At 67.0% G+C, this 12,188-nt stretch carries 7 protein-coding genes and 1 other RNA gene; 6 read left to right on the forward strand and 2 right to left on the reverse strand.

The features are described from left to right. The first annotated feature begins 255 nt into the window (after nucleotides 1-255). Nucleotides 256-1,788: a hypothetical protein gene (locus RQH86_RS10160; protein WP_311240122.1), complete on the forward strand. Its 1,533-nt coding sequence runs from the start codon at nucleotides 256-258 to the stop codon at nucleotides 1,786-1,788. 213 nt (nucleotides 1,789-2,001) lie between these two features. Here RQH86_RS10160 and RQH86_RS10165 read toward each other — a convergent pair. Then, nucleotides 2,002-2,078, reverse strand: a non-coding RNA gene (locus RQH86_RS10165) — sX9 sRNA. A gap of 294 nt (nucleotides 2,079-2,372) precedes the next feature. Continuing rightward, a complete protein-coding gene (locus tag RQH86_RS10170; protein ID WP_311260636.1) occupies nucleotides 2,373-4,478 on the reverse strand; it encodes a glycosyltransferase in 2,106 nt (701 codons plus the stop codon). Between the two features lie 237 nt (nucleotides 4,479-4,715). On the opposite strand from RQH86_RS10170, the gene mrcB reads away from it, so the two are divergent. The 5 genes from mrcB to RQH86_RS10195 all read left to right on the forward strand — a co-directional run bounded on the left by mrcB (nucleotide 4,716) and on the right by RQH86_RS10195 (nucleotide 11,980). Further along, nucleotides 4,716-7,160 carry a penicillin-binding protein 1B gene (gene mrcB, locus RQH86_RS10175; protein ID WP_311240120.1) on the forward strand — a complete coding sequence of 815 codons (2,445 nt, stop codon included), beginning with the start codon at nucleotides 4,716-4,718 and terminating at the stop codon, nucleotides 7,158-7,160. A 13-nt stretch (nucleotides 7,161-7,173) separates the two neighbouring features. Next, nucleotides 7,174-7,698 (forward strand): hypothetical protein, encoded by a 525-nt coding sequence (locus RQH86_RS10180; RefSeq protein WP_055849184.1) that lies wholly within the window; start codon nucleotides 7,174-7,176, stop codon nucleotides 7,696-7,698. A gap of 606 nt (nucleotides 7,699-8,304) precedes the next feature. After that, the gene (locus RQH86_RS10185; RefSeq protein WP_055849187.1) at nucleotides 8,305-10,314 is read left to right on the forward strand and encodes an ATP-dependent DNA helicase; all 2,010 of its coding nucleotides are present in this window, start codon (nucleotides 8,305-8,307) and stop codon (nucleotides 10,312-10,314) included. 32 nt (nucleotides 10,315-10,346) lie between these two features. Beyond that, nucleotides 10,347-11,066: a tRNA (adenosine(37)-N6)-threonylcarbamoyltransferase complex dimerization subunit type 1 TsaB gene (tsaB, locus tag RQH86_RS10190; RefSeq protein ID WP_311240119.1), complete on the forward strand. Its 720-nt coding sequence runs from the start codon at nucleotides 10,347-10,349 to the stop codon at nucleotides 11,064-11,066. After that, nucleotides 11,063-11,980 carry an ADP-ribosylglycohydrolase family protein gene (locus RQH86_RS10195; RefSeq protein ID WP_311240118.1) on the forward strand — a complete coding sequence of 306 codons (918 nt, stop codon included), beginning with the start codon at nucleotides 11,063-11,065 and terminating at the stop codon, nucleotides 11,978-11,980. Before tsaB ends, RQH86_RS10195 begins: the two co-directional genes overlap by 4 nt. The last annotated feature ends 208 nt before the right edge of the window (nucleotides 11,981-12,188 follow it).

Raw genomic sequence — 12,188 nt, forward strand, 5'->3', positions numbered from 1 at the left:
TCGGGAGTCGCTTGCGCGGTCGCTGTGCTGCGGCACCCATGTGTCAGCCACCCCAGGCGTCGTGCAACTGCCTTGACGATGCATCGATGCACTAGAGCAGTCCGGACAGCGCACCCGCACCCGCAGCGCTTGCCTTGACCAATCCCGAATCCGAATCCGCTAATCCCGCCCCTACACCGTCTTCGCAACACGGCCAGCTACCATACGCACGTGAACGCGCCCCCGTCAGGTCGCGCCAAGGATGGACGCTACCGTATGTTCCCGCTGCCGCGCTGGGTCAGGTCGCCGCGCCTGTGGGCGCCGTTGCGCAGCCGTGCGCTGTGGCGCGTGGTGCTGGCGCTGGCCGCCTGTCTGCTGTTGAGCGTCATCGCGCTGCGCAAGCCGCTGGGCGATGTGCTGTGGCCGGATACCCGGATCCAGCAACTGCTGCAACGTGGCGATGTTGCGCTGTCGCGCGGCAAGCTCAGTGCCGCCGACGGCAGCGGTGCGCGCGAGCTGTTCACCGCGGCGCTTGCGCTGGACAACGATCGTAGCGAGGCGCGGGTCGGGTTGGCCCGGACCGGCGTGGCTGCCGTGGTGCAGGCGCGCGCCGCCATCGCGGCCGGCGATGCGGACGCCGCGCAGCGCACGCTGGCACTGGCAACTGCACTGGAGGTGCCGCAGGCACAGGTGGCGCCGGTTGCGCTGCGGCTGCGTCAACTGCAGGCGCGCCGCGCCGGGCTGGATGCCTTGCTGGCGCAGGCCGTTGCCGCTCAGCAGCAAGGTCGCCTGGATGGCACGCCCGACAGCGCGCTGCCGCTGTATCAGCGCATTTTGACCCTGGCGCCCGACCGCACCGACGCACTGGAAGGGCGCGAAGATGCCTTGACCGATCTCTTGGCGCAGGCGCATCACGCGCTGGCGCGCGACGCACTCGGCGAGGCGGCGCGCCTGCTGGCAGCGGCCAAACGTTACGACGCCGGGCATGCCGATGTGCCGTCGACCGAAGGGCATTATCACCGTGTGCTGGACCAGCGCCGGCAACGTGCCGAGGCATTGCTGCGCCGCGGTCGATTGGCCCCCGCTGCACGCGATTTCAACGCCGTGCTGGCGGCCGAGCCGGCCGATGTCGGCGCGCAGCGCGGGCTGGAACGGGTGGCCAGCGAATACGCCGCGCAGGCAGGCCGGCAGGCCGCAGATTTTCAGTTCGACGCGGCGATGCAGTCGCTGCAACAGGCGCAGTCGCTGCAACAGGCGCAGTCGCTGGTGCCGGGCGCCGCATCCATCGCCCAGGCCGAGCAGGCTATTGCCCGCGCACGCGACGCCCAGCGCAGCCCGGAAACCGGGTTGTCGCGTGGCGTGCGCGAGCGCCGTTTGCGCCTGCTGTTGCAACGCGTCGCCGATGCCGAAGCGCGGCAGCAATGGATGACGCCGCCCGGCGCCAGCGCCTACGACGCGGTGCGCGCGGCGCAAGCGCTGGCACCGCGCGATCCACGCGTGCTGCAGGCCGCCGCACGCGTGGTGCCGGCCAGCCAGCGTTGTTTCGAAGACGAGCTGCGCAATAACCGTCTGCGTGCGGCACGCGGCTGCCTGGATGCCTGGCAGGCGCTGACGCCGAATGGCGATGCGCTGCCCGGCGCGCGTCGACGCTTGGCCCAGCGCTGGGTCGCGGTCGGCAGCGAGCGCCTGGGCCAGGAGGATGCAGTGTTCGCGCGCCGTGCCCAGGACGAAGCCCATCAACTAGATCCCGGCTTGCCGGAGCTGGCCGAATTCACCCGCCGGGTCAGAGCGGTGGCAGAGCAGCGCTGAGGCGTGCGCTGTTTTTGTCGGCGTTTGGCCTGTACATGCCGGTAGTGGATGGTGATCAGACCGGAGACATCCAGGAGCGCTTCGACGTCATCTTCGCCGCAGGCACTGACCGACCAGCTTGGGTGCATCAGGCGATTGCTCAGGGCGAGATAACCATGGCGGCTGGCCGCACCCGCAGCACTGCCCCTGTCGCGCAGAAGATGACCGCAGAGCGGCTAGCAAGACGTAGTGCGCGGTTGGCGGGTGGGTGTGGACGGCGCGCTCAGAACCGGAGCGTACGCGTGGTACATGAGTATTCCGAGTACCGGACGCGCTCGCCTGGTGCAGCAAAGTAGTTTTGTTAGTTGCTCGCAGTCCGTACCGGTTGCTGCTCCCTTCTCCCATCGGGAGAAGGTGCCCAAACGGCGGATGAGGGGACGAGCGAAGCGTCGCAATCCATGTGCGCGTTCGTCGTCGCGGTGAGCGAACTCTGCGAAGTCCCGCGTCCTGCGCGCCAAGACATCCATGCAGCCCGCAATGATCTGCGTGGTACGACGACAACTACTCGATCCGCAACGCACCCGTGAGTCACCAGGGGCGCCACCTCAGTCCGCGATAAACAGCTCGCGGACCGTCGCGCGCGCTGCGTCCAGCGAGAAGTGCTCGGCCACGTTGCGCAGCCCGTTGTCGGCCAGCTTCTGCCATAGCGCTGCATCCTGATACAGCCGCACGATGGCGCTGGCAAAGGCATCGGCTTGGTCAGCCACGCAGACATCGACGCCATCGCGCAGATGCATGCCTTCCACCGCGCAAGTGGTGCCGACCACCGGTTGACCATGCGCCATGCTCAGATTGATCTTGCCTTTGACGCCGGCGCCGAAGCGCAGCGGGGCGACTGCGATGCGGACGCTGTCCATGAACGGCACCAGATCCGGCACGTGGCCATGCAATCGCACGCCGGGGCATTCGTCTGCAAGCAGCTTCAGCGCCGCCGGCAGATCCGCACCGATGCAATGAAATTCCACGTCGGGCAGTTGCGCGCGCACCTGCGGGAAGATCGCGCTGATGAACCACTGCACCGCATCCACATTGGGCGGATGGCGGAAGCCGCCCACGAACACCAGATCACGGCGTTGCACGAAGCTGTGGCCGCTGCCGGCGACTTCGTGCAGGTTGGAGAGCAGGGCAGTGCGGATCTGCGGCGCGTCCGCGCGCAATTGCGCCTGTTCGGCGGCAGACACCAGCAGGGTGACGTCGGTGGCCGCCATGATTTCCAGTTCGCGTACGCGGGTGCGTTCGGCGCTGCGCAGCAGATTGGCATCGCCGGCAAGCTCGGCGCCGCGGCGCTCGCGCAGGTAATGCAGGTCGACGGTGTCGAACAAAGTGCGTGCCTGCGGCGCGCACTGTTTCAACAATGGCAGGCAGGCGTGGGCAACGTGGTGCCGCACCAGCAGCACCACCGCAAAGCGCGGGCCGTGTGCGCGCAACCAGCTGCCGATGCCGTCCAGGAACGGCGCATACCACACCTCTACGCCTAGTTGCTGCAGCGCCTGGGTGTGGCGTCCGGCATGTTCGCGCCGGGTTGGCACGAACACCACATGGGCGCCTTCTTCGCGCAATAGCCGGATCAGATTGAACTGCCGCAATGAGCCGGAATCGCGATCCGGGTGCGGCACGCCTTCGTCCAGGATCAGCACCTGGCGTTGCCTGCGATGCAGTTGCGCCGGACCGGGCACCGTGCCGACCGGCAACTGCGTCGCCAGCGCCTGCTGCCATTTTTCCGCGAAAACGGCTTGATTGCGCACCTGATAGGCCTTTACTCCGGTGCGCGTGTCGGTGCCGTTGCTGGTGCCTTCGTCATGCACCACCACACTGGCCGGCTGCACCAGGACCTGATGCCCGGCGGCGCGCACTGCAAAGGCCAGGTCGGTGTCTTCGTAATAGGCCGGCATGTAGCGGCGATCCAGCCCACCCAGGGTCTGCAGCAACAGCGCCCGTGGCAGCGCGATGGCCGCACCCGAGCAGTAGTCCATCGCGCGCACATAGGCATAGCGCGGGTCGTCGGCCGACTCGAAGCGGCCGTAGCTCCAGGCGCTGCCGTCGCCGAAGACCACACCACCGGATTCCTGCAGGCGCCCGTCCGGATACACCAATTGCGCGCCGACCAGGCCGGCGTTCGGATGCGCTGTGAAGGTGCCGATCAGTCGATCCAGCCAGCCGGGTTGCGGAATGGTGTCGTTGTTGAGCAACACCACGTATTCGCCAAGCGCCAGCGCAATCCCGTCGTTGCAGGCAGCAATGAAGCCGCCGTTGCTGGTGCGTAGGTGGTAGTGCAGGCCGGCAATCTGCGGCAACTGCACTCTGGTGGCATCGCTACTGCCGTCGTCCACCACGACGATCTCCACCTCCAGCGTTGGTGGATGCGCAGCCAGCGCACGCAGACAGGCCAGCGTATGGGCGATGTGGTTGTAGACCGGGATCACCACCGTCACGCGCGGCACGGCGCTGTGCGGTACTGCGAATGCAGCAAATGGTGCGGCATCGGGAAGCCATAGCGGTGTGCCGAGCGCCACCGGCGGTGCCTGCGTGTGTACGCGAATGCGCTGCCAGGTGGCCCGCCACCCGCGTGTACGCATGCTGGCCACGCTGCGGTGGATCAGGCCGAGCACGCGATTGAACAGATAGCGCGCATCGGCCAGGGACATCGACATTGCGTTGAAACTCCAGCGGAGAGACGGGTGAATGGAGTCAGCAGGGAGTGCGATGGCGCAGCCGGCAGACAACCGCCGCCAGTGTACCGAGGAGCACAGGCCGCGCCGAGCACAGGCTGCAGCGGCGGCGCGGTGAGTACGGGGGTTTGTTAGCCGCGCTTAAGTCGGCGGGCCCAGCGGGCCGCAACCATGACAGCGCTGCGCTAGACTCGCCCGACTCTACATTCTCGCATCCCTGTGCCCCGACGCTACGACCACGACGATTCCGACGACTTTCAGGACGACTCCAACGCGCAAGGCTCCCGCTGGCAACGCAGACTGATTGTCTGGGGATTTGCCGCGATCGCGCTGGCGCTCGGTTTCCTGATTCCTTACACGGTGTATCTGAACAAGCAGGTCACGCAACGCTTCGGCGAGCTGCGTTGGCAGATCCCGACCCGTGTGTACGGGCGCCCGTTGGTGCTGGTGCCCGGCAATGCGTTGGATGCGGCCACGCTGAAGACCGAGCTGGATGCGGCGTCCTACCGCGACGACGGTCAGGCCAAGCTGGCCGGCACCTATCAGCAGGATGGCAGCCGCTTCACCATCGCCAGCCGTGGCTATAACGATGTGGACGGGCGCGTGCCTGCCCGACGTATCGAGGTCAGCCTGGCTGGCGGCCGGGTGGCGAGCCTGCGCGATGCTGCCGACCGCAAGACGCTCAAGAGCGCGCGCCTGGATCCGGCGCGTATCGCCACGCTGTATGGCCAGAAGCAGGAAGAGCGCCGACTGGTGCGCATGGAAGAAGTGCCGGAACTGCTGGTCACCGGCTTGCAGGCCGTAGAAGACCGCGATTTCAATAGCCACCACGGCATCGATCTGAGCGGCATGGTGCGTGCGGCGTGGATCATGGTGCGCTCCGGCGGCCAGGTCCGTCAGGGCGCCAGCACCTTGACCCAGCAGCTGGCGCGCAGCGGGCTGCTCGGCATCGGCAAGGAACAGACGGTCACGCGCAAATTCAACGAAATTCTGTACGCGGTGATCATGGAGGCGCGCTACGACAAGCGCACCATCCTGGAGGCTTACCTCAACCAGGTCTATCTGGGTCAGCGCGGCGGGCAGGCCATCCACGGCGTGTCATCGGGTGCGGAGCTGTGGTTCGGTCGCGAGCTCAATTCGATGACCACCGAGCAGATCGCACTGCTGATCGGGTTGGTCAAGGGGCCGTCTTATTACGACCCGCGGCGCAATCCGGAGCGCGCGCTGGATCGGCGCAACTTTGTGCTGGGCAAGCTGCACGAGAACCAGCTGATCGACGACGCCGAATACAAGCGCGCGCTGGCTGCGCCGCTGGGCGTGCCCACCGAGCCGGGTCTGGTCGCGGCCAACCGCTTCCCGGCGTATGTGGATCTGGTGCGCCGGCAGCTGGCCCACGATTACCCCGAAGGCGTGCTGCAAGGCGCCGGCATGAGCGTGCTCACCGGCATGTCGCCGTCCGCGCAGGCCTATGCCGAAGGCGCGGTGACCGGCACCATCAAGCGGCTGGACAACAAAAAGCGCCCGCCGCTGCAGGCTGGCCTGGTGATGACCGACGTGCACAACGGCGATGTGCTGGCAGTGGTCGGCAGCCGCGATGTGGCCAAGCCGGGCTTCAATCGCGCAGTCGAAGCGCAGCGGCAGGTGGGCTCGTTGCTCAAGCCGTTCGTCTATCTGCTGGCGCTGGCCTCGCCGGATCGCTGGGCGTTGTCCAGCTGGGTCGACGATGCACCGGTGACGGTGCAGCTCAGCCGGGGCAAGACCTGGTCGCCGGGCAATTCCGACAACCGCAGCCACGGCACGGTACGGCTGGTCGATGCGTTGGCGCATTCCTATAACCAGGCCACGGTGCGCGTGGGCATGCAGGTCGGCGCCGACCGCGTGGCGCAATTGATCCAGGTGCTGGCCGGCATCAAGGCCGACCCGAACCCATCGCTGATCCTGGGCGCCACCGATCAGAGTCCGTACGGCATGGCGCAGCTGTACCAGTTCCTGGCCGCCGGTGGCGAGATCCAGCCACTGCATGCGGTGCGTGGCGTGCTCGACCCGCAGGGCAAGTTGCTCAAGCGCTACGACAAGACCCCGGCGCCGGCGCAGGAAGGCGATTCGGTGGCGGCCAACCTGATCAGCGTCGCTCTGCAGCAGGTGGTCAGTGGCGGTACTGCGCGTCAGCTGCTGGGCGATGGCCTCGGGCGCCTGTCGCCGGCCGGCAAGACCGGCACCTCCAACGACGGCCGCGACAGTTGGTATGCCGGCTACACCGGCGACCATCTGGCGGTGATCTGGATGGGTAACGATCAAAACGAAGAGACCGGCCTGTACGGCGCGACCGGCGCGATGCGCGTGTGGTCGAGCATTTTCGCGCGCCTGCCCAGCGCACCATTGAAGGTCAGTGGCAAGGGCCTGGACTGGCAGTCGGTAGATGCGGCCGGCACAGGCGTCACCGATGCTGGCTGCCCGGGCGCACGCCAGTTCCCGTTCGTTGTCGGCTTCACGCCGGCCTATGCGCCGTGTGCCGGTAATGCGCCCTCCATCGAAGACGTGCCGGACGATGGATCCGCACCCGCCGAGCAATCCAGCGGTGGCGGCTGGCGGCGTTTCTTCGGATTGGAAAAGAAGCCGGAAGAACCCGCCCCGGCGCCTGCGTCGGCGCCCCCTGCACATTGATTGGAGTGACCCCATGATCCGATTGCACCGCCTTGTTGTCCTGATCGGCGTGCTCGCCGCAGTCACTGCCTGCGTCAGCGCGCCGCCCGCGCCGCCGCCGACCCCGGTGGACCCGACCACGCCCACACAACGGCTGTTGCTGATCGAGCGCGAAGCCGGCGTGGACGACACCGAGTTGTCGGTGCAGCCGCTGCGCGACCCGCAGGTGGACGACCTGCGTGAGAGCGCCAAGGCCAAGCGCCAGGCCGGCGACCTGCCCGGCGCTGCGGCGGCGCTGGATCAGGCGCTGGGGCTGGTGTCCGGCGACCCGGCGATCCTGCAGGAGCGTGCCGAAGTGGCCGTGCTGCAGGCCGATTGGCCGGCCGCCGAACGCTTTGCCAACCAGGCGGTGGAGCTTGGCTCCAAGACCGGCCCGCTGTGCCGGCGCCATTGGGCCACCATCGAACAATCGCGGCTGGCGCGCGGCGAAAAGGAAAATGCCGCCTCGGCCAAGTCGCAGATCGCCGGCTGCACCGTGCCGGGTGTGAAGCGGTACTGAGTGCGTGGAAGACCGGTTGCGCTGCCAGCAGCGCGGCCGGTTCGGCTGGCTGCGTCATGCGCGGTTGGGCGAGTAGTTTCGTAAGCGGGCCTCTTATAGGTCACTCGATAACAGTACCCTCCGCCTCGTCCGCAGCAGGTCTGGTGTTCGAGTGGTATGCGTTCGTGGTTGCGTGCCTTTGGCCGCTTATGGGTGATGTGTGACCACGCGCGTGGCATGGGCAATCTGCCTTGTTGTCTGCAAGTCGCCGATGCATGCCAACCAAACCGCTGGGTGACGACGTTTGCATCGCCGATCGGGATGCAATCTGTGTCCGGATGGAGCAGGGCATCTGTAGCGAGAAGAACGCAACAACGTGTTGGAGTCCACGGATGACGCAGCGATCAGCGCGCGCCAACTGTATCGAAGGCGCTTGATCCTCGCTGGCAATCGGCATCAGCCGCGCATGGCACAACGCAGCTGTAAAATTGATGCATCCCTCTCTCACGTCTGCCGCAGTCGCCTTACCGCGATCAAGTGTTTACTGACTGCTGCAGACCCGATCCAGGCAGCATCACCGCGCACGCGCTAGGCTGTCGTGCTCCTTCTTCCGCATCCGTCGGTCTCATGTCCCAACTTGCCACTGCCAGCATCGAGGCGCTCAGCGAGGGCGGGGCGCTTGCGCGTCAGCTCGATGCGTTTGCGCCGCGCGATGCGCAGTTGCGCCTGACCGGCGCCATCGCCGAGGCGTTCGAACAGCGCGACGTGCTGCTGGCCGAGGCTGGCACCGGCACCGGCAAGACCTATGCGTATCTGGTGCCGGCATTGCTGTCCGGGCTCAAGACCATCGTCTCGACCGGCACGCGTGCGCTGCAGGATCAGCTATTCCATCGCGATCTGCCGCGCGTGCGTGCCGCGTTGGGTATCGGGTTGCGCAGTGCGTTGTTGAAAGGCCGCGCCAATTACCTCTGCAAGTACCGCACCCAGCAGGCACGCGGCGAGCCGCGCTTCGCCACGCCCGAGCAGGTGTCGCAATTCCAGCGCATCGTGGCCTGGAGCGGACGCACCCAGTACGGCGACATGGCCGAGATGGAAGCCTTGCCGGACGATTCGCCGCTGCTGCCGATGGTGACCTCCACCGTCGACAACTGCCTGGGCACCGAGTGCCCGTTCTACAGCGAGTGCTTCGTGGTGCAGGCACGCCAGCGTGCGCAGGCCGCCGATCTGGTGGTGGTCAATCACCATCTGCTGTTGGCCGATCTGGCGCTCAAGCAGGAAGGCTTCGGTGAGATCCTGCCGGGCGCGCAGGCCTTTGTCATCGACGAAGCGCACCAGCTGCCGGAGCTTGCAGCCAATTTCTTCGGCGAAAGTTTCGGCATGCGGCCGTGGCAGGAGCTGGCGCGCGATTGCATGGTCGAAGCGCGTCTGGTCGCGGGTGCGCAGGCCAGTCTGCAAGAGCCGATCCTCGCCCTGGACGAGGCCTTGCGCGGCCTGCGCGCCGGCATGGAAGGCCTGCCGCCGCGCGGCACGCAATGGCGTGCACTGGCCAAACCGCAGGTGCGCGAAGGGTTCGATGCGGTGCTGTCGGCATTGGCGCGCTTGGGCGAATCGCTGCTGCCGTTGCGCGAGGCCTCACCGGGATTCGATGGCTGCACCGCACGTGCGCAGGAAGCGCTGAACCGCTTGTCGCGCTGGCTGGGCGAAGACGTGCCCGTGGCGGATTTTGCCCAGGATCTGCCGGAACAGGCCGTCGACAACGATGTGCTCTGGTATGAGCTCAGCCCGCGTGGATTCCGCTGCCAGCGCACGCCGCTGGACGTGTCCGGGCCGCTACGCGAGCACCGCGAAAAATCGCAGGCAGCCTGGGTGTTCACCTCGGCCACGCTGGCGGTGGGTGGCGAGTTCGACCACATCGCGCTGCGATTGGGCTTGAGCGACCCGGTGACCTTGCTGCAGCCGAGTCCCTTCGACTGGGAACGTCAGGCGTTGTGCTACCTTCCACCCAATCTGCCCGATCCGGCCGCGCGCGGTTTCGGTACCGCCTTGATCGCGGCGTTGACCCCGGTGCTGGACGCCTCCAACGGCCGTGCGTTCTTGTTGTTTGCCTCGCACCGCGCTCTGCGCGAAGCGGCCGAAGCATTGCGTGGTGCGCCATGGCCGTTGTTCGTACAGGGCGAAGCGCCGCGCGCCACGCTGCTGCAGCGCTTTCGCGATTCCGGCAACGGCGTGCTGCTGGGGTCGGCCAGTTTCCGCGAGGGCGTGGACGTGGTCGGCGATGCATTGAGCGTGGTGGTGATCGACAAACTGCCGTTTGCCGCGCCCGACGACCCGGTGTTCGAAGCGCGCCTGGATGCGATCCGCCGCGAGGGCGGCAACCCCTTTCGCGACGAGCAATTGCCGCAGGCGGTCATCGCGCTCAAGCAGGGTGTTGGGCGGCTGATTCGCAGCGAGACCGACCGCGGCGTGCTGGTGCTGTGCGACCCGCGATTGGTGAACAAGAGCTACGGACGCACTTTCATGAAGTCGCTGCCACCGTTTGCGCGCACGCGTGAAATCGCCGATGTGCGGGCGTTTTTTGGCGTCTCCGCGCCGCTGGGCGACAATGCCGGATTGACGTTGCCGTTCGGCGACGGCTGATCTTTCTCCTTACTTCCTGCTGCGGTCCTGCCATGAACGTTCTCGCATTCGAAACCTCTACCGAAGCCTGTTCCGTCGCGCTGTCCGTAGGCGGGCGCGTCATCGAGCGTTTCGAACTGGCGCCACGTCGCCACGCGGAACTGGCGTTGCCGTGGGCCGAGCAGTTGCTGGCCGAAGCCGGCATCACGCGGCGTCAGCTCGATGCGATTGCGGTCAGTCGTGGGCCCGGCGCGTTTACCGGCGTGCGCCTGTCCATCGGCATCGCGCAGGGCATTGCATTGGGTCTGGATCGACCTGTGCTGGCGGTCTCCACGCTGCAGGTACTGGCGCTGCGTGCGCCTGCCGATGCCACGCATGTGCTGGCCTGCATCGATGCGCGCATGGGCGAGGTGTATGCCGGCGTCTTCGCGCGTCATGGCAATGGGTTTTTGGAACTGGCGCCGGAAGTGGTTTGCACGCCCGATACGCTGGTCGTGCCTGAAACACTGCACCGCTTCGCCGGAGTGGGCACCGGCTTCGCTGCCGCCGATGGTCTCCTGCAGCAGCGTTTTGCAACGCAGTTGAGCAGCGTCGATGCCAGCGCCTTGCCGCACGCCGCCGACCTGCTCACGCTGGCGGTACCGGCGTTGCAGCGCGGCGAAGGCGTGGCGCCGGAACGCGTGGAACCTGCCTATCTGCGCGATAACGTCGCGCTGACGCTGGTCGAGCAACAGGCCGCACGCGCAGCGAAGGCGGCCGCAGCCGCGCCATGACACGCGGCGATAGCGAGCGTGCGCGGTTTCGCGGCTGTCTGCTGGGTCTGGCGGTCGGCGATGCGCTTGGCACCACGCTGGAATTTTGCGCACCCGGCAGCTTTACCCCGATCGACGACATGCGCGGCGGTGGCCCGTTTGCACTGCGTGCCGGGCAATGGACCGACGACACCTCGATGGCCCTGTGCCTGGCGCACAGCCTGCTGTATCGGCACGGATTCGATGCCGCCGATCAGATGAATCGCTACTGCAACTGGTACCAGCACGGTTACCTCAGCAGCACCGGCATCTGTTTCGATATTGGCGGCACCGTGCGGCAGGCGCTGGAGCGGTATCTGGATGGCGGACCGGCCTTCAGCGGCAGCGAGGACCCGCGCACGGCCGGTAACGGCGCGTTGATGCGGCTGGCGCCGGTGCCGATGTATTACGCGCATCGCCCCGACGAATTGGGCGCGCGTGCCGCGGACAGTTCGCGCACCACGCATGCCGCCGCCGAAGCGCTGGATGCCTGCCGGCTGTTCGCGTTGCAGCTGCGCGCTGCGCTGCTCGGTGGCGAGCGTCATGCGGTGCTGCAGACGCAGTGCGACACCCTGGTCACGCCGGCAGTGCGCGCATTGGCCACGCGCGACCACGCGTCCGTGCCCGCGGCGCAGATCCGTGGCACCGGCTATGTGGTCGATTCGCTGTCGGCTGCGCTCTGGTGCTTCGCCACCACCGAGACGTTCGCCGATGCGGTGCTACGCGCGGCCAACCTGGGCGACGATGCCGACACCACCGCTGCGATCTGCGGCCAGCTGGCCGGCGCGTTCTACGGCGTCGACGGCATTCCGGCGGCCTGGCGCGAGCGGGTCCAGGATGCTGCCGAGATTGTGGCATTGGCCGACCAGTTGCATGCCGCGGCGCAGGTGGCCTGACTTACGCGGGCGACCGCTTGGCTGAACACACTGGCGGCCGCCGCCGGCTGCGATCGTTGTCAATGCTCCGCTCAATCAACGCGGGCAACGCGATCGCGCCGGCCTGCAGGTCGCACCCGCCTGAAGGCACGCCGCACCATCCAAGGGTACAAAATCCGCATCGTGTCCGAACCGCAACACCTCGCATGGCCCGCGCAGATCGGTAGGG

Origin of the sequence: Xanthomonas sp. WCS2018Noco2-27, assembly GCF_031843525.1 — a bacterium.
GTDB lineage: Bacteria > Pseudomonadota > Gammaproteobacteria > Xanthomonadales > Xanthomonadaceae > Xanthomonas.

Coding starts and splice junctions, on each gene's coding strand:
- RQH86_RS10180 (WP_055849184.1), top strand. CDS start 7,174: ATGATCCGATTGCACCGCCTTGTTGTCCTGATCGGCGTGCTCGCCGCA.
- tsaB (WP_311240119.1), top strand. CDS start 10,347: ATGAACGTTCTCGCATTCGAAACCTCTACCGAAGCCTGTTCCGTCGCG.
- RQH86_RS10170 (WP_311260636.1), bottom strand. CDS start 4,478: ATGTCGATGTCCCTGGCCGATGCGCGCTATCTGTTCAATCGCGTGCTC.
- RQH86_RS10195 (WP_311240118.1), top strand. CDS start 11,063: ATGACACGCGGCGATAGCGAGCGTGCGCGGTTTCGCGGCTGTCTGCTG.
- RQH86_RS10160 (WP_311240122.1), top strand. CDS start 256: ATGTTCCCGCTGCCGCGCTGGGTCAGGTCGCCGCGCCTGTGGGCGCCG.
- RQH86_RS10185 (WP_055849187.1), top strand. CDS start 8,305: ATGTCCCAACTTGCCACTGCCAGCATCGAGGCGCTCAGCGAGGGCGGG.